The 22631-nt window shown below is 64.3% G+C and carries 18 protein-coding genes; 11 read left to right on the top strand and 7 right to left on the bottom strand.

Features of this window, described 5'->3' with window-relative positions:
- The first annotated feature begins 23 nt into the window (after positions 1 to 23).
- The gene (locus LB571_RS15495) at positions 24 to 2078 is read left to right on the top strand and encodes a bifunctional aldolase/short-chain dehydrogenase (protein WP_224595715.1); all 2055 of its coding nucleotides are present in this window, start codon (positions 24 to 26) and stop codon (positions 2076 to 2078) included.
- Between the two features lie 67 nt (positions 2079 to 2145).
- On the opposite strand, the gene LB571_RS15490 is transcribed toward LB571_RS15495, so the two are convergent.
- From LB571_RS15490 to LB571_RS15480, 3 genes are all read right to left on the bottom strand, one after another.
- Positions 2146 to 3195, bottom strand: coding sequence for a substrate-binding domain-containing protein (locus LB571_RS15490; protein WP_140661484.1), 1050 nt, complete (start codon positions 3193 to 3195; stop codon positions 2146 to 2148).
- Positions 3196 to 3243: 48 nt separating this feature from the next.
- The gene (locus LB571_RS15485) at positions 3244 to 4239 is read right to left on the bottom strand and encodes an ABC transporter permease (protein WP_224595712.1); all 996 of its coding nucleotides are present in this window, start codon (positions 4237 to 4239) and stop codon (positions 3244 to 3246) included.
- 81 nt (positions 4240 to 4320) lie between these two features.
- Positions 4321 to 5832 (bottom strand): sugar ABC transporter ATP-binding protein, encoded by a 1512-nt coding sequence (locus LB571_RS15480; protein ID WP_140617604.1) that lies wholly within the window; start codon positions 5830 to 5832, stop codon positions 4321 to 4323.
- A 136-nt stretch (positions 5833 to 5968) separates the two neighbouring features.
- On the opposite strand from LB571_RS15480, the gene mtnK reads away from it, so the two are divergent.
- Both mtnK and mtnA read left to right on the top strand, forming a co-directional pair.
- Complete coding sequence (mtnK, locus tag LB571_RS15475; protein ID WP_224595709.1) at positions 5969 to 7243, top strand: S-methyl-5-thioribose kinase; 1275 nt, start codon at positions 5969 to 5971, stop codon at positions 7241 to 7243.
- The gene (mtnA, locus tag LB571_RS15470; protein ID WP_224595706.1) at positions 7240 to 8334 is read left to right on the top strand and encodes an S-methyl-5-thioribose-1-phosphate isomerase; all 1095 of its coding nucleotides are present in this window, start codon (positions 7240 to 7242) and stop codon (positions 8332 to 8334) included. The genes mtnK and mtnA overlap by 4 nt, the downstream gene beginning before the upstream one ends.
- Positions 8335 to 8345: 11 nt before the next feature.
- Here the strand turns inward: mtnA and LB571_RS15465 are convergent, their stop codons facing one another.
- The 4 genes from LB571_RS15465 to nanR form a co-directional block, all read right to left on the bottom strand.
- Positions 8346 to 9173: a sugar phosphate isomerase/epimerase family protein gene (locus LB571_RS15465; protein ID WP_224595703.1), complete on the bottom strand. Its 828-nt coding sequence runs from the start codon at positions 9171 to 9173 to the stop codon at positions 8346 to 8348.
- Between the two features lie 18 nt (positions 9174 to 9191).
- Positions 9192 to 10037 (bottom strand): phosphogluconate dehydrogenase C-terminal domain-containing protein, encoded by an 846-nt coding sequence (locus LB571_RS15460; protein WP_140617389.1) that lies wholly within the window; start codon positions 10035 to 10037, stop codon positions 9192 to 9194.
- Positions 10038 to 10083: 46 nt separating this feature from the next.
- Positions 10084 to 11379 carry a ribulose-bisphosphate carboxylase large subunit family protein gene (locus LB571_RS15455; protein ID WP_140617390.1) on the bottom strand — a complete coding sequence of 432 codons (1296 nt, stop codon included), beginning with the start codon at positions 11377 to 11379 and terminating at the stop codon, positions 10084 to 10086.
- A 71-nt stretch (positions 11380 to 11450) separates the two neighbouring features.
- Positions 11451 to 12167: a transcriptional regulator NanR gene (nanR, locus tag LB571_RS15450; protein WP_015318938.1), complete on the bottom strand. Its 717-nt coding sequence runs from the start codon at positions 12165 to 12167 to the stop codon at positions 11451 to 11453.
- Positions 12168 to 12519: 352 nt separating this feature from the next.
- Between nanR and LB571_RS15445 the strand changes: the two genes are divergently transcribed.
- The 8 genes from LB571_RS15445 (at position 12520) to LB571_RS15410 (ending at position 22629) form a co-directional block, all read left to right on the top strand.
- Positions 12520 to 13542, top strand: a complete 1023-nt coding sequence (locus tag LB571_RS15445) for an ABC transporter substrate-binding protein (protein ID WP_140617391.1) — start codon at positions 12520 to 12522, stop codon at positions 13540 to 13542.
- Positions 13543 to 13614: 72 nt separating this feature from the next.
- Entirely contained in the window at positions 13615 to 16089 is a 2475-nt protein-coding gene (locus LB571_RS15440; RefSeq protein WP_224595700.1) for an ATP-binding cassette domain-containing protein, read from the top strand.
- Complete coding sequence (locus LB571_RS15435) at positions 16086 to 17093, top strand: ABC transporter permease (protein WP_140617393.1); 1008 nt, start codon at positions 16086 to 16088, stop codon at positions 17091 to 17093. The genes LB571_RS15440 and LB571_RS15435 overlap by 4 nt, the downstream gene beginning before the upstream one ends.
- 95 nt (positions 17094 to 17188) lie before the next feature.
- A complete protein-coding gene (locus LB571_RS15430) occupies positions 17189 to 18016 on the top strand; it encodes a phosphogluconate dehydrogenase C-terminal domain-containing protein (RefSeq protein ID WP_015318942.1) in 828 nt (275 codons plus the stop codon).
- A 268-nt stretch (positions 18017 to 18284) separates the two neighbouring features.
- Positions 18285 to 19226, top strand: coding sequence for a D-ribose ABC transporter substrate-binding protein (locus LB571_RS15425; protein ID WP_015318943.1), 942 nt, complete (start codon positions 18285 to 18287; stop codon positions 19224 to 19226).
- 138 nt (positions 19227 to 19364) lie between these two features.
- Positions 19365 to 20027 (top strand): DUF2291 family protein, encoded by a 663-nt coding sequence (locus tag LB571_RS15420; protein WP_015318944.1) that lies wholly within the window; start codon positions 19365 to 19367, stop codon positions 20025 to 20027.
- Positions 20024 to 21565, top strand: a complete 1542-nt coding sequence (locus tag LB571_RS15415) for a sugar ABC transporter ATP-binding protein (RefSeq protein ID WP_224595697.1) — start codon at positions 20024 to 20026, stop codon at positions 21563 to 21565. The genes LB571_RS15420 and LB571_RS15415 overlap by 4 nt, the downstream gene beginning before the upstream one ends.
- Positions 21565 to 22629: an ABC transporter permease gene (locus LB571_RS15410; protein WP_140661496.1), complete on the top strand. Its 1065-nt coding sequence runs from the start codon at positions 21565 to 21567 to the stop codon at positions 22627 to 22629. The genes LB571_RS15415 and LB571_RS15410 overlap by 1 nt, the downstream gene beginning before the upstream one ends.
- The last annotated feature ends 2 nt before the right edge of the window (positions 22630 to 22631 follow it).

Here is a 22631-nt window from a genome sequence, read left to right as displayed (position 1 = left end):
GACAGCAACTGGACGAAGCGAACATGAAGAATCTGTGGAACGACGACGTGGCCGAACAACTCGTTGCCGACTATGCGAAGAAGGGCGTCGGCCGCGATCTGGCGTTGCGTGTCTACACGACGCGGCTTCTGGGCGGAGTGCCGCAACTGGTCCTGCATGGCGGCGGCAACACCTCCTGCAAGATCAAGGCAACCGATCTCGTCGGCGACGAATGGGACGTGCTGTGCGTCAAGGGCAGCGGCTGGGACATGGCCGTCATCGAGCCGCAGGGCCTGCCGGCGGTCAAGATGGGCGCCCTGCTCAAGGCGCGCAAGCTGGACAGGCTTTCCGACGAGGACATGGTCGCGTTGCAGCGGGCCAACCTGATCGACCCCGCCTCGCCCAACCCTTCGGTCGAGACCCTGCTGCATGCCTTCCTGCCGCACAAGTTCGTCGACCACACCCACTCGACCGCCATCCTGGCCATCGTCGACCAGGAAGACAGCAAGCCGCTGGTGGCAAAGGTGTTCGGAGCCAAAATGGGCTATGTGCCCTACATCATGCCGGGCTTCGATCTCGCCAAGGCAGCGGCCGACGTCTTCGACGCCGACCCGACGGTGGAAGGCCTGATCCTCGACAAGCACGGCATCTTCACTTTCGGCGACGATGCCAGGCAGGCCTATGACCGGATGATCCACTATGTGAACGTCGCCGAGGATTATGTGGCCGAGCATGCCAAACCGAAGACTGCGAAGATAGCGCTGCCGGCAAGGCTAGCGTCACCGGCGGCGATCGCGCCCATGCTGCGCGGCGCTGTAGCGGCGCCACGCGGCGAAGGCCGCTTCGACCGCATGATCTCTGACTTCCGCACCTCGGACGCGATTGTCGATTTCATCAATTCTGCAGAGATCGCCGACTATGCAGGACGCGGCGTGTCGACGCCGGATCTGTCGATCCGCATCAAGACCGGGCCGCTGGCCGTGCCGGCGCCCGATGCCGACAAGATCGGCGACTACAAGGCCGTAATCCAGAACCATGTCGACGCTTTCGCCAAGGATTACCGCGCCTATTTCGAGACCAATGACGCGCTCGACGACGTCAAGCGCACCATGCTCGATCCGATGCCCCGGCTGACGCTGGTGCCGGGGCTCGGCATGTTCGGCCATGGCCGCACGCTGAAGGATGCCAGGATCGCCTCGGACGTTGGCGAGATGTGGATCGAGGCCGTGCGCGGCGCCGAGGCCGTCGGGCGTTTCCACCCGCTATCCAAGGCCGACCTGTTCCCGCTCGAATACTGGTCGCTGGAACAGGCCAAGCTCGCCTCCAACAAGCCGAAGCCGCTGACCGGCCAGGTGGTGCTGATCACCGGCGGCGCCGGTGCGATTGGTGCGGCGACCGCAAAACTGTTCGCCGACAATGGCGCTCATGCCGTCGTCGTCGATCTCGACGCCGAAAAGGCCGCCGATGCCGCCAGGAAAGCCGGCAACAATTCGATTGGCGTCGGCGCCGACATCACCGACCCGGACCAGATGCGTGCCGCCTTCGACAAGGCGGTCGCCGTCTTCGGCGGCGTCGACATATTGGTGTCCAATGCGGGTGCTGCCTGGGAAGGCCGCATCGGCGAGCTTGACGATACGCTGCTGCGCAAGAGCTTCGAGCTCAATTTCTTCGCTCACCAGTCGGCGGCGCAGAACGCCGTGCGCATCATGCTGGAACAAGGTACAGGTGGGGCGCTGTTGTTCAACACCTCCAAGCAGGCGGTCAATCCGGGTCCGAAATTCGGCGCCTATGGCGTGCCGAAAGCGGCGACGCTGTTCCTGTCAAGGCAATACGCGCTCGACTACGGCGCCCATGGCATCCGTTCCAACGCCGTCAACGCCGACCGCATCCGCTCCGGGCTTTTGACCGACGCCATGATCGCCAGCCGCTCGGGCGCACGCGGCGTGTCGGAGAAGGAATACATGTCCGGCAATCTGCTCGGCCAGGAAGTGACCGCGCAGGACGTGGCGCAGGCCTTCCTGCACCATGCCCTGGCCGACCGGACGACCGCCGATGTGACGACGGTCGACGGTGGCAACATCGCGGCGGCGCTGAGGTAAGCAACTCCAATTGACAATAAAAAGGGCGGCTCACGGGCCGCCCTTTTCCTTTGTGTGTTGACGAGCCTTACTTCGCGTTGGGGTTCGGCATCCAGGCCGGCATGGCGACATCGGCATGGGCGAACTGCGGCAGCTTGGCCGACAGGTCTTCCATGTTCTTGATATCCTTGTCGATCAGCTCTTTCTGGGTGATCAGGGTCGGCGGCACGATGACGTTGTGGCCGGGGTCTTCGCCGGCGAGCAGTTGCGCCAGGGCGCGTACCGAGACCTGGCCGACGACGGCCGGATTGGTCGCCGCGGTCGCCGCCCAGGCGCTGTCGGGCTCGCGCATCGCCGCGATGTCGGACGTCGAGATGTCAGCCGAATAGATCTTGATCTTCTTGTTGAGGCCCGCTTCGTCGACGGCGATCTTCACGCCCTTGGCGAACTCGTCATAGGGCGCGAACATCACGTTGATGTCGGGGTGCGCCGACAGCACCGAGCGCGCCTGGTTGGCGACGGAGTTGGCGATCGGATTGTCGAGCGTGCCGAACATGGCGGCTTCCTTTATGCCGGCATATTTTTTCTTGACGTCGACCCAGGTCTCGTTGCGGCGGTCGAGCGGAGCAATGCCGGCGACATAGACATAGCCGGCGTTCCAGCTTTCGCCATTGTCCTTGACTGCCTGTTCGAGCGCCAGCCGTGCCAGATCTTTGTCCGACTGTTCGATTTGCGGGATCTTGGGGTTTTCGACATTGACGTCGAATGCCACCACCTTGATGCCGGCGTCGACGGCGCGCTGAGCGGCGTCCTTCATCGATTCCGTCAGGCCGTGCTGGATGATGATGCCCTGCACGCCAAGCGCGATGGCCTGGTCGACCATGTCGGATTGAAGGGCGGCGTCCTGGCGGCTGTCGAGCACGCGCAGGTCGATACCGAGCGCCTTCGACTGCGCCTCGACGCCCGACAGATAGGCCTGGAAGAAGTCGCCGGTCGAGAGATAGCGAACCAGTGCGATCTTGACGCCGGGTTTGTCGAACGGCGCCGGCTTGTCGGCGGCAAATGCCCCCTGCATCAGCATGGTTGCGCCGGCGAGCCCGAGCGCCACTTTCCCCAGAAGTCTTCTAGTGATGTTCACCTTGTTTTCCTCCACTTTTGTTGAACCCAAATCCTATCTGGCCGAATGCTAGTTCCTGCCCCTGCCCGAAAGGGCAAAGGTGAAGACAAGGGCGACGACCAGAACCACGCCCTTGACGAAATCCTGCGTGTAGTAAGGCGCGTTCATCATTGTCAGGCCTTGCAGCAAGATGCCGACGAACAGCGCGCCGATGGCGGTGCCAAAGGCGTTCGGCTTGGCGGCGCCGAGCACCGCGTAGCCGATCAGCGCCGCGGCAACCGCATCGAGCAGCAGATTATTACCCGAGGCGATGTCCCCGCGTCCAAGCCGGGCGGCGAGCAAAATGCCGCCGATCGAGGCAAAAACGCCTGAAATAACGTAGGCCCAGATCTTGTATGCCTTGACAGGCGCGCCAGCGAGTTCGGCGGCGCGCTCATTGCTGCCGACCGCATACATCATGCGGCCGAAGCGGGTGTATTCGAGGAAGAACCAGATCAGCACGGCCAGCGCCAGAAGCACGACGACCGAGACCGGGATGAGGTTTGGGACGAAGAAGTCGAAGCGGTGGCGGCCGAGCGCCAGGAAGGCATCGGAGAACTTGCCGCTGGCGACCGAGCCATCGGGCATGGTCATGCCGGTGGCGATCGAGCGGCCTTCCGTGGGGATGCGTTGCAGGCCGACCAGCAGGAACATCATCCCGAGCGTCGCCAGCAGATCGGGTACACGCATGTAGACGATCAGCCAGCCATTGATCAGGCCGACAATGGCGCCAATCAACAGGCAGACGATGACCGCCACGAACGCGTTTTGCTCCAGCACCACCATCACATAGGCCGCAGCCATCATGGCAGAGGTTGCGACCGAACCGATCGACAGGTCGAAGCCGCCGACGACAAGCGTGGCGGTAACGCCGAGCGCCAGCACACCGGTGATGGCGACAGACTGGAAGATGAAGACGGCACTTTGCGGCGAAACGAACCCGTCGGCGGCGATCGCGAAATAGGCGACCAATCCGAACAGCAGCACGATGAACCCATAGCGGATGGCGTAGTCGCGCAGCGTCATTCGGCGCACCCCGGCGCCGCTGCCCCATTTACCCAACTCGCAGCCATGGTCTCTCCATTCTAATTCCATCGGCCGCCACGCTCAGGCAGCGCTGTGCAGCGGTCCACCGGCAACCTCGGCCAGCAGGCGGTCGAGGTCGACATCGGCATTGCGGTGTTCGCCGACGATCGTGTGCTCCGACATCACCAGGATGCGGTCGGCCGTCTCCAGCGCTTCATCGAGTTCGGTGACGAACAGAAGCGTGGCGCGGCCATTGGCGCTGGCCCTCAGCTTGGCGGCAATATCGCGCCGGGCGGAAATGTCGACGCCCTGGAACGGCTCGTCGAGGATGAACAGCGCGGCATTCTGCGCCATCCAGCGGGCGACCATCACCTTCTGCTGGTTGCCGCCCGACAGCGCCGACATCTCGTCCTTCTCGGAGCGGCAGACGATGCCCAGTTGCTCGATCTGCCTGCGCGCGGTGGCGCGTTCGAGGCGGCGCCTGAGCACGCTCAGACTGGACATGCGCTTCAGAAACGGCAGACTGACATTGCGCTCGATGTTGAAGCCGTCGACGATGCCGCTGGTCGCACGATCCTTGGCGACGAGGAACACGCCGGCGGCGATCGCGTCGCCCGCCGAGCGCGGCGCATAAGGCTTGCCGTTCATCGTCATGGTGCCGTCGAGCGGCCGGCGCACACCGAACAGCGTCTCGGCAAGCGCGGTCTTGCCGACGCCGACGAGGCCGGTGATGGCGACGACCTCGCCATCGCCGAGTGTCAGCGACATCGGCTTGGCGCCCTGCGCGATGCGCAGGCCTTCGACGCTCAGGACCGCCCTGGCGGAACTCCTGGCCACGATCCGGTCGAGATGGATCTTGCGGCCGAGCATGGCGTTGACCGCACCTTCATAATCGAGCGGCTTGGCATCGAAGGCGCCCGATACGACACCGTCGCGCATCGAGACGATGCGGTCGGCGAGCCGCCTGATGTCCGACATGCGATGCGAGATATAGAGGATCGCCACGCCCTGCTCGCGCAGACGGTCGACCAGCGCGAACAGCCTGTCGGCCTCGGCACTGGAGAGCGACGAGGTCGGCTCATCGAGGATCAGCACTTTCGGCTGGTGCGCCAGCGCCCGGGCAATCGCCACCATCTGGCGGTCGGCCAGCGAAAGATCGCTGACGCGCGCCTTCAAATCGATGGCCAGCCCCATGCGGTCGGCGACCGCTTTGGCCTCACGGCGCACGCGAGCGGGATTGAACAGGGTCGGCACGCCCCGGCCGCTCAGCCGGTCGAGCGTAAGATTGGTGGCGACATCGAGATCGGCGACCACGCCGTCATTGATGTTCTGGTGCACGGTGACGACACCCGCGCGGATCGCTTCCGCCGGCGTGTTCGGCGCGAACTCCGCACCGGCGAGGGTCATAGAGCCGCCGCCACGCTCGTAGACGCCGCTGATGATCTTGACGAGGGTGGATTTGCCGGCGCCGTTGGCGCCCATCAGCACGGTCACTTCGCCGGCATGGAGGTCCAGCGCGATGCCGCCAAGCACCTCGTTGCGGCCAAAGGATTTCCTCAGTCCCTCTACGCGGAACACGGCATTGCCGACCATGCGTTCCTCCCTGGTCATGACGCTATGGTCAATGTAGGCAATTGTCAACACGATTGACAATTGCCAGACAGCTTCCTAGCTTGGCCACGCCGCTTGGGCTCCTTATGATCGGAGCACATAGGCGGGAGGAACAAGGATGACTGGGAACTTGCCGTTCGAAGCATTGTCGGTGGAGACGCTCGCAACCCGTCTCGGCACGAACGAAGCGCTGTGCGCGAAGATCGGCAAGGATGCGAGCGCCTGGAAAGTTCGCGAGGTTGGCGACGGCAATCTGAACCTGGTGTTCATCGTCGAAGGCGCCAGTGGCGGCGCCATCGTCAAGCAGGCCCTGCCCTATGTCCGCCTGGTCGGCGACAGCTGGCCGCTGCCGCTAAAACGTTCCTTCTTCGAATACCACGCACTGACCCGGCAAGAGGCACGCGCGCCGGGCTCGGTGCCGGAGATCTACTACTTCGACGAGGTCCAGGCGCTGATCATCATGGAGTATCTGGCGCCGCCACACATCATTCTCAGGCGCGCCCTGATCGACGGGCGCCGACTGCCGAACATTGCCAGGGATATCGGCCTGTTCATGGCCCGCACGCTGTTTCGCGGTTCCGACCTGTCGATGGTGACCAAGGAGCGCAAGGCGGATTTGGCGCTGTTCGCCGACAATGTCGAGCTTTGCGACATCACCGAGAACCTGGTGTTTTCCGACCCCTATTTCGACGCCAAGATGAACCGCCACACCAGTCCGCAGCTCGATAGGCTGGTGGCGGAACTGCGGGCCGACCGCGACCTCAAGGTGGAGGCGCAGCGGCTGAAGCATATGTTCGCCGCCAATGCCGAGACGCTTTTGCATGGCGACCTGCATTCCGGCTCGATCATGGTCACCGATCAGGAAACGCGGATGATCGATCCGGAGTTCGCCTTCTACGGCCCGATGGCCTTCGACGTCGGCATGCTGCTCGCCAATTTCTGGATGTCCTTCTTCTCGCAGCGCGGGCATGAGCAGAACGGCAGGCGCGACGCCATGCGTGCCTATCTGCTCGGCGTCACGGCCGAGACCTGGGCCGTGTTCCGCGCCGAGTTCTCGCTGTTATGGCGCACCGAGCGCACCGGCATGCTCTATCAAAAAAGCCTGTTCGAGGATCAGGGCGACCGGCTGGGCGCCGAGCAGGCACTCGATAATGTCCTGCATCAGATCTGGGACGATCTGCTCGGCTTTGCCGGCATCGAGGTTCACAGGCGCATCCTTGGCCTCGCCCACAATGCCGACTTCGAGACCATTGCCGATGAAGATCTGCGCGCCAGTTGTGAGGCGAAGGCACTGAAATTCGCCCGCCACATCGCCGTCAACCGGCGCCAGATCCACAGCATCGACGAGGTCAACAATCTGGCCGCGCTGATCGAACAGGAGAACAGCATTTGAACGTCGGTGACCGCCACTTTCGGACCATCTGGCTGAGCGACGACGGCCGCTCGGTGGAGATCATCGACCAGCGCTGGCTGCCGCATGAGTTCCGTATCGAGAAGCTCGTCACGGTCGCCGGCATCGCCACCGCGATCCGCGACATGTGGGTGCGTGGCGCACCGTTGATCGGGGTCACCGCGGCCTATGGCGTCGCCATGCAGATGACGGATGATGCATCCGACGAAGCGCTCGACACTGTGTGGGAGATACTGCACGATACCAGGCCGACGGCAATCAACCTGCGCTGGGCGCTCGACGAGATGCGGCGCTTTCTGCGGCCGTTGCCGACAGAACAACGCGCCGCGGCCGCCTACCGGCGTGCCAATGAGATCGCCGACGAGGATGTCGGGCTCAACCGCGCCATCGGCGAGAACGGTCTCGCCATCATCAAGGATATTGCGGCGCGCAAGCAGCCGGGCGAGGCGGTCAATATCCTCACCCACTGCAATGCCGGCTGGCTGGCGACGGTCGACTACGGGACAGCCACTTCACCGATCTACCTCGCTGTCGAAGCCGGCATTCCGGTCCATGTCTATGTCGATGAAACACGCCCACGCAACCAGGGCGCCCAGCTCACCGCCTGGGAGATGGCTGGCCACGGCGTGCCGCATACGCTGATCGTCGACAATGCCGGCGGCCATCTGATGCAGCGCGGCGCAATCGACATGGTCATCGTCGGCACCGACCGCACCACCGCCGACGGCGACGTCTGCAACAAGATCGGCACCTATCTGAAGGCACTCGCCGCCGCGGACAACGACGTGCCGTTCTACGTCGCGCTGCCTTCGCCGACCATCGACTGGACGGTGGGCGACGGACTTGCCGAAATCCCGATCGAGGAACGCTCCGGCGACGAGGTTTCGCTGGTGTGGGGCAAGACCGCGAGCGGCGAGATCGCCCAGGTACGCGTCTCGCCGGAAGCGACGCCCGCGGCAAACCCCGCCTTCGACGTGACGCCGGCGCGGCTGGTCACCGGACTGATCACCGAACGCGGCGTCGCGAAGGCTTCGCGCGAAGGGCTGAAGGCGATGTTCCCCGAGCGGGGGTAGGCGGGCCGCGCTCAGAACTCGGCGTTGTCCAGCGCGTTCACGAATTCCAGCGAGCGCCGCAAGGCGCCGCGAATGGTGGCAATGTCGACAGGCGTGTTGCGCCGCTGGGGATCACGGCGCCGCCGGCGCTGCAGCCGCAACGGCAGTTCGATGCTGACTGGCAGCGTGGCGGGCAGCACGGCCCAGTAGGATGCATAGTCGACAGAGCCGTCGCCGATGGCGCAGAAGGCCCATCCCTCGCCGGTGCTGACGACATCCTTCAGATGAGCATGTCCAACCGTATCGATGGCATCGGCGATATCTTGCGCCGGCTGCATCGTCTCGCCGCTGTAAGTGAAGATGTTGCCGGCATCGTGGTTCAGGCAGACGTACGGCGATCCGATGTCGCGGACGAAGCTTGCCCCCGATCGCGCGCTGCCGAGCAGATCGCCACTGCCATGTCCGGGGTTTTCGAGCGCCAGAACCATGCCGGCCTCCTCCAGCCTCGGCAGGAGAGCGTCGATCGTCGCGCGGATCGCCGCGCTGTTTCTCGCCGGGCCGGCATTGGTGATCAGGAACGACGCGCCGAGACCGGCGGCAAAGCCGATGCGCCGGGACAAGGCGTCGGCGGCATCGGCCCCCGACAGGTCGAGATGAGCCGATACGGCGTTGATGCCAAGCCCGGCATTTTGCGCCGTCCGGCACAGCTTCAGTGCCTGCGCCTCGGCAAACAGACCCTCGTCGAAATCGACATAGCCGCTGATGAAGGCCGGCTCGACATGGGCGGCACCCACAGCGGCAATCTCCTCGACGGCCAATTCCATGGAATAGCCGTCGAAGAGAGCGGTCGATACCGACATGATCCGCGAAGGCAGGGCTCAGGCTCCCTTGCCGTAGACGATCAATTCCGAGGCTTCCTTCACCTTGGCCGGCGACAGTGCCTCGCGCCAGTCGTCACGGACCACGACGCCCTTGGCGAAGCGCATCAGGCGCAGTGCGGCGTCGGACGGCACTTTCGGCGAGAAACCGAACCACATGGCGATCTCGACATTCAGATGACCGATCAGGAAGTCGAGCGCGGCTTGCCTTGGAATGCCATATTTGCGCTCGCACTCCTCGACGGCCTCGACCATCGTGTCGACGAAGGGCATGGCGACCATTTCGGACAGGCCGGGCTCCAGGATCGCCAGCTGTTCGACCGTCACCCGGTGGCTGTCGATGATCGGCGACCACATCGCCTTGCACACCTCCTCGCCAAGCGCGTAGTCCTCTTCAGGTCCCTGCATCAGGGCGCAGACGATCGACTGCCTGGCGATGCCGCCATGATAGTCGCGACGCGCGGCCCACTCCGTCTCGTCGCCGAACAGCGGCGGATGGCACGGATGGCCGACGAAATAGGTGAGATCTGGCCTGTCCTTCGGCAGGTCGCCGGCATAGGGTGCGGCCGCATCCAGAACGAGGATCATGGTGCCCTTGGCAAGCATCGGCGAGACCTGCCGCGTCACCTGGCCGATGATGTTGTCCGGCAGAGCCATCACCACGACCTTGGCGCCGGGAATGCCTTCCTCCATGGCGACGGCGGCGATATCGGCTTCTCCCAACCGCTTGCGGCCGGCCTCGCCGATCTCCACGGCGCGGACATCGTAACCTGCTTCGATCAGCTTGCGTGTCACGCGGAAGCCCATCTTCCCTCCGGCTCCAAGCACCGCCACGGATGTCGTCATTTGCTTCTCTCCCATTTCCTCTTGATGGCGCGCCGATGGCGCAGATTCAGCCGAACGCTTGCAGCGCGGCCTCGAGCTCCGGATGCGTGGCGGCGTAGTCGCGCGCGGGAATGCCTGCCGCGGCGGCTTCGAAAGCATCGTGCAGACTTTGAACGCCGGCGGCCGGACCGCCGGGATGCGCCATGATCCCGCCGCCGCAGCAATAGATGAAATCGTTCGTGCCGAGCCTTCCATAGGTCTCGCCCGCCTGCACCGCGGTCTGTCCGGACGAAAACACCGGCATCACCGTATCGGGCCGGTCGGCGCGGCCGAACATCGGAGTGAGGCAGGCGTGGGCGGATGCCATCACCGAATCGTCGGGCTCGCAGAACTTGTTGGACAGCCCGTTGACGTGCATGTGGTCGATGCCGGCCAGGCGCCAGAATTTCTGGTAGGCGAGATAGCTCATGCCGACGTCAGGAGAACGGCTGAAGAGACCCCAGCCCGCCCGATGGCCGTGCAGCGCGACGGCGGAATGCCGGCGCATCTTGACGACACCCGACAGGCCGACGGAATTGAGGACAAGCATGGCGCAGGTGCCGCCACGGCGCTCGATCAGGTCAAGCTGGCGGTGCATGGCGTCGATGTCGCCGGAAATGTTGGCCGCGTACATGACCTTGCGCCCGGTCCTGTCGGCGTGCCGGTCGATGACAGCCATGACCGCCTCGAACCGCTGTTCGAACGGCGAATGCGGGGGATCTCCCATCAGTTCGTCGTCCTTGATGAAGTCGAGGCCGGCTGAGATCAGCGTATCGGCCAGGGTCGCGGTCTCCCGCGGCGTAAGGCCGACGCTCGGTTTGACGATGGTGCCGATCAGCGGCCGTCCCGTGACGCCGGTCAGACGACGCGTGCCTTCGACAGCGAAAGCCGGCCCCGGATAGGCATCAGCGAAGACATCGGGAAAGCTGACGTCGAGCAGACGCATGGCCGAGAAATGATGCAGCTCGAACAGATTGCCGAGCACCGTCGACCAGACCGAAGCCAGCACGGTGCCCATGTTCTCGATGTTCCAGGAAAGACCCACTTTGGCCCGGCGCGGCCTGACGGCCGCCGCATCTCCGGGCGCGCGCGAAAACGGCAACGCCTCGCCATCGACCTCGCCAAGATCCTCCATGAATTCGACGCGCGCGCCAAATCTGAGCAGCAGTTCCGGCGTCTCCCCAGGGATCGGACGGAATGTCCCGCTCGATTGCTCACCCGCCATCGCGGCCGCGGCGACCTCCATGGGATAGCGGGTTTCGATCAGGTAGGTGGCGTTAAGACGACCGGTCAATGCAGGCTTCCCGGCTGGAATGAACTTCATAACGGGAGCGATAGCATCAAAAAGACATCATGTCATCACATGAGTTTTCCCGGTCAAAAAATTTGCGACTGTCAGTCCCCGCCGTCGTTGCCCGCCAGTTTCGAATAGAGTTCGTTGGCGCGGCCTATATGGTCCGCCATGGCGGCGCTGGCGCCTTCGGCGTCGCCGCTGGCGATCGCCTTGTAGATGCGTTCGTGTTCCTCGACCGTCAGACGCTCGGCGCCTTTCACGGCCACGAGATCGCGCTTGAAGCGCGACAGCCATTCGAGCATGCCCTTGGCCACGGCCGCGATCATCGAATTGCCGCTCATTTCCGCTATGACGGCGTGGAATTCCATGTCGGCGGTTACGAACCGAGCCTGGTCGCCCTTCGCCTCGCGTAGGTGGCGCAAGGTCCCGGCAAGCCGTTCCAGGCTCTTGGCCGTGGCGCGTCGCGTGGCGATCCGAACCAGGCCCGTTTCCAGCAAGAGCCTGACTTCTTTGAGTTCTTCGAGGCCGCGCGAATTCGTCGCCAGCATCATGACCATTGCCGCGGAGACCTGATCGACGATCACCTCCGGCGTCGGGTTGATGACGCGCGCCCGTTCGCCGTGCGATATCCGGATGAGCCCCATCTGCTGCAGCGTCAGCATCGCTTCCCGGATCGACGGCCGCCCGACGCCGATCATCGTCATCAGTTCCTTTTCCGACGGCAATTGGGAACCGGGCGGAAATTCGGATGTCGAGATCGCCGCCATCAGCCGATCGAGCACCTCGACATACAACTTCTTCTTCTGGACCGGTTCCATCCGCATCTCTCCTGATCGTTTCCCGGGGGCAATCGATCCCGAGTCGCACCGACAGGCAAGGTCCCCGCTAATAATTGACATTACATATATGATGACCTAGCGTCCAGTGTGGCCAGTCTCGACGCGGCCGTGACGGCAAACATAGTGTCGGCACGGCCCGACTGGCCAGGGATGAGACGGAGAACCCGGCGGGCGCGTTGCTCCCGTCGACTCAGTCAAATGAGGTTCCGAGTGGCTTGCCTATTTGGTATGCTGGTATAACATGTAGCTGGTATGGTGTCCTTCGGAAGAGACACCTTTACGGAGTGACAGACGAGCCGATCAGGTCGGCCGGTTTTTGGGAGGAGAGATCATGAAGTTTTCAATTGTGGCGGCGCTTGCCGGCGCCGCGCTGGCCAGTGCTTCTGTTTTGCCGGCGATCGCATCGTCGGACAAACCGGTGATCGCGCTCGCCAACGCCTATTACGGCAACACCTGGCGCCACCAGATGGTGGAGGCGTTCGAGGCCTCGGCCAAGGAAGCCAAGGCAGGTGGCCAGATCGCCGATTACATCATCATGAACGGTGACGGCTCGGTGGCGCAGCAGAACAGCCAGATCGCCGAGCTGATCCTCAAGAAGGTCGATGTGCTCGCCGTCGACGCCGCCTCGGAGACCGCGGTCAACGGCATCATCGAAAAGGCCTGCAAGGCCGGCATCATCGTCGTTTCCTTCGATTCGGTTGCTTCGGCGCCCTGCAACTACCAGCTCAACTTCGACTTCAAGGGCTACAAGGCGGCCCAGGCCGAAGCCGTCTTCAAGATGATCGGCGGCAAGGGCAACGTCATCCAGGTGCGCGGCGTGAAGGGCTCTGCGCCCGACAACGACATGTTCAACGCGCAGCAGTCGGTGCTGGCGAAATATCCCGACATCAAGGTTGTCGCCACCGTCTACGGCCAGGCGACCGCCTCGGTCGCGCAGGCGGCGATCGCCAACGTCCTGCCCTCGCTGCCACATGTCGACGCCGTGCTCGGCCAGGGCGGCAGCGACGATGTCGGCATCGCCCAGGCCTTCGTCCAGTATGGCGGCGATTATGCCGGCAAGATGCCGATCATCGAAGGCGGCGGCGGCACCGACTTCGTCAAATGGTGGGCCGAAGAGAATGCCAAGAACGGCTACCAGACCGTCTCGATGAACACCACGCCGGGCATTGGCGGCGCCGCGTTCTGGCTCGGCCTTTCGTTGCTCAAGGGCGGCAAGGCACCGAAGCTGATGATCATGCCGGTGGCGACGGTCGATGCCAGCAATCTCAAGGAGTATGCGAAGCTGCCGGGCGGCCAGATCATCAGCCCTACCTATTCGCTCGACTGGGTCAAGCAGAACCTGCTCAGCAAGTAAGGCTGCCATTGCCAGGGACCGGGCGCGCCAAACGGCCGCGCCCGGTCCCTGCCCGTAAGAAACGGAGGACGAATGTCCCATCTCGCCGTAACCGATCCGGAGGGTGCAGCCGCTACGGTGCCCGACACCAGGCCAAACGTCGTCTCGCTGTCGCGGATCACCAAGAGCTTCGGGCCGACGCTGGCGAATGCGCAGATCGACCTCGCCGTCTCGGCCGGCGAAATCATCGGCCTGGTCGGTGGCAACGGCGCCGGCAAATCGACACTGATGCGCATCCTGTGCGGGGCGACGTCACCGACCCTCGGCTCGATTTCGTTCACCGGCCAGGATGTGGGCTTCGCCGACTACGACACGGCGGAGGCGCAAAGGCGCGGCATCCGCATGGTGCATCAGGAACTGTCGCTGTGCGCCAACCTTTCCGTGGCCGAGAACTTCTTCCTGGAGACGCCAGGCGACGCAGGCAACCGGCCGGGCTGGCGCGCGCTCTATCGAGCCCGCGCCCGGGCGGCGCTGGACGCCGTCTTTCCCGCCAACGGCATCGATGTGAACGCCGAAGTCGGCCATCTCTCCATCGCCGAGCGGCAGATGGTCGAGATCGCGCGCGCCGCCGCCACGCCGGGTGTCAAGCTGATCGTGCTCGACGAGCCGACCTCCTCGCTCGACCTCGACCGCTCGAGGCAGTTGCGGGCCTTCATCCGCGAACGAGCCAAATCCGGCCTTGCCTTCATCTTCATCAGCCACAAGCTGCAGGAAATCATCGACATCGCCACGCAGGTGATGGTGCTGCGCAACGGGCGCACCGCCTGGCGCGGCGATGTCGCCGGCACTTCGATTGGCCAACTTGTGCAGCTCATGGGCGGCGACGCCAATTCGATCCACCAGCACAGCGCGACTGCCGCCAGCAGCGGCGAGGCGCTGGTCAAACTGTCCGGCTTCCTGACTGCCGGGCTCGGCCGCGACATCGAGATCGGCCGCGGCGAGATCATCGGACTGGCAGGGCTCGAGGGCAGCGGACAGAAGGAGTTGCTGCACGCCATTTTCGAGCCGGATTCCGCCAGAGGGGCCGCGGTGACCCGGAGCGGCGATGCCGGTTTCATTGCCGGCGACCGCCAGAAGGAAGGCGTGTTCCCGCTGTGGAGCGTGCTTGGAAACATCAGCATTGGCAGCCTTGCCCGCCGTCCGGCACTGGGGCTGGTTTCGCAGCGTGCCAACCGCGAGGCGGCGGCCGAAGCGGCCGGCCGGCTGCGGCTCGACGACAAGCGCTTCGGCTCCAACATCCTCGAACTCAGCGGCGGCAACCAGCAGAAGGCGCTGGTTGCCCGGGCGCTCGTCGCCGACACGCCGATCCTGCTGCTCGACGATCCGACGCGCGGCGTCGATATCGCCACCAAGCAGGACTTCTACAGGCTCTGCAACGAGATCGCGCGCAGCGGGCGCACGCTGGTCTGGCATACGACCGAAGATGCCGAGCTTTTGGCCTGCGACCGCGTGCTGGTGTTTTCGGGCGGGCGCATCGTCAAGGAATTGAGCGGAGCGGCGATCACGGAATCGGCCGTCGTCGGCGCATCCTTCGCCCAGCAGGCGGGCACGCGCGCCGGCCCGCGACACAGCACCGCCGGCGCCGGGCTTGCCCGCCGGCTGGTGAACGCGGCTCCCTTCATCGGCCTCGCCGCCGTGCTGGCGGTGATGATCTCGGCCAATCCGGCGGTCGCTTCGATCTTCGGGCTCGACTTGCTCCTGATGCCGGCGCTGTCGCTGGTGCTGGTGACGGCGGCGCAGATGTTCATCGTCGGCGGCAGCGAGATCGATCTCGGCGTCGGCGCCTTTGCCGGCCTGGTCAGCGTGCTCTCCGCCACGCTGCTCTACGATCAGCCATGGCTCGGCGCGCTGGCGCTGGCGGCGGCGGTCGCCGCCTATGCCGGGCTTGGCGGCCTGATCCAGGCACGCAAGATCCCAGCCATCGTCGTCACGCTTGGCGCCTCTTTCATCTGGATGGGACTGGGCTACGCGCTGCAGCCGACGCCGGGCGGCGCCAGCCCCGAATGGCTGTCGGCGATGTTCAGCTGGTCACTGGGTTTCCTGCCCACCTCCATCATCTTAATCGCCGCGGTCGCGCTGGTGGTGCTGGTGATCGACCGGCTGCCGCTCGGCGTGGTGCTGCGCGGCTTCGGCAACAATCCGACCGCCATGATCCGCTCCGGCTGGTCGCCGACGCGCTATGCGCTGGTGCGCTACCTCGTCGCAGGACTGTTCGCGGCTGCCGCCGGCCTGTCGCTGACCGCGATCAACACGGCAAGCGATATCAATTCCGGCAATTCGTTCACGCTGCTCAGCGTCGCCGCCGTGGTGATGGGCGGCTGCTCGCTGCTGGGCGGCGTCATCTCGCCGGTCGGCGCCGTCGCCGGGGCGGTCACGCTGGCCTTGATCGGCGCCTTACTCGGCACGCTGAACGTGAGCAGCGACTTCAACGCGGCAACGCAAGGGCTGATCCTCATCGCCCTGCTGACGCTGCGCAGCCTGACCGCCGACCGCAGGAGCGAACAATGAACGGCCTCGCCGCCTTCAGCCTCTGGGCGCAGAAGAACCGCTGGGTCTGGTCGGCGATCGGCGTGCTCGTTCTTTGGCTGGTGCTGTCCATCGTCACCAACCGGTTCAGCCTCTCCAGCCTGTCGGGCATCATTCTATCGGCGTCGTTCCTGACCGTTGTCGGCATCGGCCAGATGTTCGTCGTCACCACCGGGCGCGGCAATATCGACCTTTCGGTGGCGTCGGTGATCACGCTCAGCGCCTTCGTGGCGCTGCTCACCATCAAGGGCCAGGATGCCAACCTCGCCATCGGCGTGGGTGCGGCGATCCTGCTCGGCCTTGCGGTCGGCGGCTTGAACTCGCTGCTCGTCGTCGGGCTGAACATACCAGCCATCATCGCCACGCTGGCGACGGGTTATGTGCTGGCGACGGCAACGCTGCTGTCGAACCGCGCCATATCGGGTTTCGCCGTCAGCCCGCTCTTGAAGACGCTGGCGACGGGCCGCGTCTCCGGCGTGCCGATCATGGCCGTCATCGCCATTGTCGGCGTGGCCGCGACCGCGTTCGTGCTGCGCTACACGGTGTTCGGACAGTTGCTGTCGGCGGTCGGCCAGAATCGCACCGCCGCGCGACTGGCGGCGATCCGCAACAACCGGATCATCGCGTCGGCGTTCATCATCTCGGCGGTGCTGGCTTCGCTCAACGGGCTGCTGCTCGGCGCTTATATAGGCGGCGCCTTCCTCGAAATGGGCCAGCCCTATCTCCTGCAGTCGATCGCTGCGGTGGTTCTGGGCGGGACGCTGATCTTCGGCGGCTCGGCCAGCGCCGTCGGCACGCTGTTCGCCAGCATCCTTTTGATCCTCATCGTCACCACCATGCAGATCGTCGGCCTGCCGCCAGGTGCGCAGGACATCGTGCAAGGCATCGTCGTCATCTTCGTTCTGGCGCTGGCCGGCCGCCAGGTGCTGTCGAGGCGAGCCGCCGTCGACCGCGCAGGCGACGACGGCACGCTGAAATCCGAGTGATGATTTCTCTTGCCAAGCTTTGGTAGAGTGATCATACCAGTAGATAAGGTGACGATCGGCAATGCCGGCGTCCGCGACCAAGGAGCAAGGGCTAGATGACGACGATTGCGCTGTTCGGTGCCGGTGGCAAAATGGGCTACCGCCTTTCGACCAATTTCCGCGGTTCGCCCTATACGATCCGCCATGTCGAGGTCAGCGAGGCCGGGCGCGAGCGGCTGAAGACCGGACTGGGCTTCGACACGGTCAGCGCCGACGAGGCGCTGGAAGGCGCCGACGTGGTGATCCTGGCCGTGCCGGACACCCATATCGGCAAGGTCGCGGCCGGCATCGAGAGCAAGCTTGCGCCGGGCACGATGGTCATCGTGCTCGATGCCGCCGCACCGTTTGCCGGCCATCTGCCTAATCGTCCCGACCTGACCTACTTCGTCACCCATCCCTGTCATCCGCCGATCTTCAACGACGAGACCGACATGGCGGCCAAGAAGGATTATTTCGGCGGCGTCAAGGCCAAGCAGCACATGGTCAGCGCACTGATGCAGGGACCGGAGGCCGACTACGCCAAGGGGGAGGCCATCGCCAAGATCATCTGGGCGCCGGTAATGCGCTCGCACCGCGTTTCCGTCGAACAGATGGCGCTGCTCGAGCCGGGCCTTTCGGAAACCGTGTGCGCCTCGCTGCTGGTCGTCATGAAGGAAGCGGTCGACGAGGTGGTGGCGCGCGGCGTCGACCAGCAGGCGGCACTCGACTTCCTGCTTGGCCACATGAACGTGCTCGGCGCCGTCATCTTCGGCGAAACCAAGGGGGTGTTCTCGGATGCCTGCAACAAGGCGATCGAGTTTGGCAAGCCGGTGCTGATGCGCGACGACTGGAAGCGCGTCTTCGAGCCCGAAGAGATCGCGGCCAGCATCCAGCGGATCACTTGAGCGTCTTAGGTACAGATCTGCCTTAGGTACAGATCACCTGAATTTGTGGTTGACTCATCATACCAGTTAGCTAAGCTAATGCTCGCTCGGATCACGCTTCGCCGGGAGTTCGATGCTGAGACGGGTGGAGGATGGGGAATAGGAACTTGCCTTGGCGGAGCTGGTGGCTTGAGCCCGGGCGTTCCGCAACCTTCACACGCTGACGAATTCAAACACAGACAAGTGGCTCGAACGATCGAGACACAGGCTTTTCAAACGGGAGGACTTCATGAAACTGACACGCAGAATGACGCTTGCCGCCTTCGCCGGCGTGCTGGCGCTCGGCACGGCGATGCCCGCCTACGCGGCGGACCTCATCGCCATCATCACCCCATCGCACGACAATCCGTTCTTCAAGGCGGAAGCCGTCGGCGCCGAGGCCAAGGCCAAGGAACTCGGCTACGAGGCGCTGGTGCTGGTGCATGACGACGACGCCAACAAGCAGTCCGAGCTGATCGATACCGCGATCGGCCGCGGCGCCAAGGCGATCATCCTCGACAATGCCGGCGCCGACGCGACCGTCGCCGCCGTGCAGAAGGCCAAGGACGCCGGTATTCCCTCCTTCCTGATCGATCGCGAGATCAACGCCACAGGCGTTGCCGTGGCGCAGATCGTCTCCAACAACTACCAGGGCGCCCAGCTCGGCGCGCAGGAGTTCGTCAAGCTGATGGGCGAAAAGGGTAATTTCGTCGAGCTGGTCGGCAAGGAATCCGACACCAATGCCGGCATCCGCTCCAAGGGCTACCATGACGTCATCGACGATTATCCGGACCTGAAAATGGTCGCGCAGCAATCGGCCAACTGGAGCCAGACCGAGGCCTATTCCAAGATGGAATCGATCCTGCAGGCCAACCCCGACATCAAGGGCGTCATCTCCGGCAACGACACGATGGCGATGGGCGCCTATGCGGCGCTCGCGGCGGCGAACCGCAAGGATGTCATCGTCGTCGGCTTCGACGGTTCGAACGACGTGCGTGATTCCATCACCTCGGGCGGCATCAAGGCGACGGTGCTGCAGCCGGCCTACGCCCAGGCGCAGATGGCGGTCGAACAGGCCAACGACTTCATCAAGAACAAGAAGTCGCCCGAGAAGGAAAAGCAGCTGATGGACTGCGTGCTCATCAATGGCGACAATGCCGCCAAGCTGGAAACCTTCGCGCTGAAGAACTGAGCCGGCACGATATAATTGCGAGGGGCGGACACGCGTTCGCCCCTCAGTGCTTTATTTTGATGCAATTCCGGACGGGAAACCGTTTCACAGTTTTCCTGGAATTGCTCTAATTTCACGTTCCGGGTGCTTTTGACCGCCATGCCGAAGACATTGACCTGGCTAACCCCTTTTAGTTGGCTGACGCTTGTCGCGCTCGCGGGCCTTGGCCTCGGCGGTTGCAAAATCCTGCCGACGCCGGTGGCGCAGAGTGAAAACAGCGCGTCTGCCTTTAACCCGGACAAGATGGTCGAGGACATCTGGGCCCCGAAGGTCATCCCCTACCTCAGGCAGAAGGCTGGGCCGTTCGCCGAGGTCCATGCCTTGGCGAAAACCGATCCGGCGGCGGCCGGCGCCAAATACGGCAATCCAAGGAAGCAGGCGAATTCGCCATGGACCTTCGCGGTCCGCGTCGAGGGCAAGATCGTCGCCGCCAACACGCAGTCGCGCGCGGCAACGATGGATGTCGACGTGGACGGCGACGACAAGGCCGATGCGCGCGTCCAGATCGGGCCGGCGATACGCGGCACTGCACTTAGAGACAGCCTCGATTTCGTCCAGTTCAACGACTTCACCAATCAGATCGACTTCGCCCAGTTCGGCAAGGCCTTCAACGCCTATGCCGGTAAGACCGTGCTGTCCAAACTGCCTCGCGAGGCGCTTGAGGGCCGCACCGCCAAGGTGATCGGCGCCTATACGATCGAAGGCGGCCAGGACCTGCCGCTGGTGACCCCGGCGGAGGCCGAGATCGGGCCGAAGCCATGAGCCCCGCTCACGAGGTTATCCTCAAGCTGGAGGACGTCTCGAAGGTTTATGCCGGCACGGTCGCGGTCAAGCAGGCGAACTTCGAGGTGCACAAGGGGGCCGTCAACGTGCTGGTCGGCGAAAACGGCGCCGGCAAGTCGACGCTGATGAAGATCATCGCCGGCGTCGAGCAGCCGACCCTCGGCCGTATCCTGCTCGAAGGCGAAGAGGTTTCCTTCTCCTCGTCGGGAGACGCGGTCGCGCGCGGCATCGGCATGGTGTTCCAGGAGCTGAACCTGTTCGGCAGTATGACCGTGGCCGAGAACATCTTCGCCACACGCGAGATCACCAACCGGCTGGGCAAGATCGATCGCAAGACACAGGAAAAGCGGGCGGGCGAATTCCTCGACCGGCTCGAGGCCGGCATCCGGCCAGACATGCTGGTCGAGGACTTGCGCATCGGCCAGCAGCAGCTGGTCGAGATCGCCAAAGCGGTATCGCTCGACGCCAAGATCCTGATCATGGACGAGCCGACCTCGGCGCTGAGTGCCACGGAAGTCGAAATCCTGTTCAAGGTGATCGCCGACCTCAAGGCGCGCGGCGTCGCTATCGTCTACATCTCGCACCGGCTGGAAGAACTGATCCGCATCGGCGATACGGTCACCGTGCTGCGCGACGGGCGCATCACCGGCCAGGAGGAAATGAAGAACGTCGACACGCAGTGGATCGTGCGGCAGATGATCGGCTCGGACGCCAAGGATTTCGCCAAGGCCGACGGCCACCAGCCAGGCGAGGAAATCTTCCGCGCCGAGGAGATCTGCCTGCCGCGCGTCACCGGCGGACTGGCGGTCGACCATGTCTCGCTGTCGCTGCGCGCCGGCGAAATCCTCGGCATATACGGGCTGATGGGCGCCGGGCGCAGCGAATTGTTCGACTGCATCATGGGCCGCCACGGCCATGCCAGCGGCAAGATCTTCATCGCCGGCAGGCAAGTGAAGGAGCGCGACACGACGCGCCGCATCCAGCGCGGGCTTGCCCTGATCCCCGAGGACCGCCAGCGCGAAGGTTTGGTGTCGATCCTCTCGGTGGCCAGCAACCTGACGCTGGCGAGCCTGTCGCGCTTCGTGCGCCTGTTCCATATCCGAGGCGGCGCCGAGCGGCAGGCCGTGATGCAGATGGTGCGGGAACTCGCAATCAAGGTCGCCGACCCGGCGCAGGAAGTCTCGTCGCTGTCGGGCGGCAACCAGCAGAAGGTGGTGATCGGCAAGGCGCTGCTCACCGGACCGAAAGTGCTTCTGATGGACGAGCCCAGCCGTGGCATCGATGTCGGCGCCAAGGCCGATGTCTTCCGCACCATGCGCAAGCTTTCGCGCGACGGGCTGGGCATCCTGTTCGCCACCTCCGACCTCGACGAAGTGATGGCACTGTCCGACCGCATCGCGGTGATGAGCAATGGCAGATTGACCGGCATGTTCGACCGCACCGAAGCGACGGAGGCGGCGATCGTCGCCGCGTCGGCGCTGGGCCACGGACCGGCCGCACATGGGGAGCAACGCTGATGACTGACATTCCGGCCAAGGCGACCGCTCCTTCCGCCTCCGGCGGCTCCGCGTTGCTGACACTGATGAAGCTCAGGACCTTTATCGCGCTGATCGCGGTCCTGGTGTTCTTCTCGATCGCCGCGCCGAACTTCCTGTCTGCGGCGAACCTGATCCTGATGGCCAAGCACGTGGCGCTCAACGCCTTCCTGGCCATGGGCATGACCTTCGTCATCATCACCGGCGGCATTGATCTTTCGGTCGGCTCGATCGTCGGCCTGTGCGGCATGGTGGCCGGCTATCTCGTGCTCAACGGCATCGACCTGCAGATCGGCTACACCATCTATTTCAACGTCGTCGAGATCGCCCTGATCACGCTTCTGGTCGGCATAGCGATCGGCGCCGTCAACGGGCTGCTGATCACCAGGCTCAACGTCGCACCCTTCATCGCCACGCTCGGCGTGCTCTATGTCGCGCGCGGTTTCGCGCTGCTGTCCTCCGACGGCCGCACCTTCCCCAACCTGGTCGGCAAGCCGGAACTCGGCACCACCGGCTTCGGCTTCCTCGGCGCCGGCCGGCTGCTCGGCCTGCCGGTGTCGATCTGGATTCTGATCGTGGTGGCGCTGGGGGCTGCCTATCTCGCGCGCTACACCCCGCTCGGCCGGCACATCTTCGCCGTCGGCGGCAATGAGCGGGCGGCGCGGATCTCGGGCGTGCGCGTCAACATGGTCAAGATGTTCGTCTACATGTTCTCCGGCTTCTGCGCCGCGATCGTCGGCCTGATCATCTCCTCGGAGCTGATGGCCTCGCATCCGGCGACGGGCGAGAGCTTCGAATTGAACGCCATCGCCGCGGCGGTGCTCGGCGGCACCTCGATGTCGGGCGGGCGCGGCACGATCGGCGGCACCATAGTCGGCGCCTTCGTCATCGGCATCCTGTCGGACGGGCTGGTGATGATGGGCGTGAGTTCTTTCTGGCAGATGGTGATCAAGGGGCTGGTCATCATCGTCGCCGTGGTCGTCGACCAGGCGCAGCGCCGGCTGCAGCAGCGCGTCACCCTGATGCAGATGGCCAAGGCGGGTTGAGC

Source organism: Mesorhizobium sp. BR1-1-4, from assembly GCF_020165375.1.
Classification (GTDB): domain Bacteria; phylum Pseudomonadota; class Alphaproteobacteria; order Rhizobiales; family Rhizobiaceae; genus Mesorhizobium; species Mesorhizobium australicum.
Note: the sequence above shows the minus strand (reverse complement) of the source record. Positions and strands in the feature narration are given on the sequence as shown.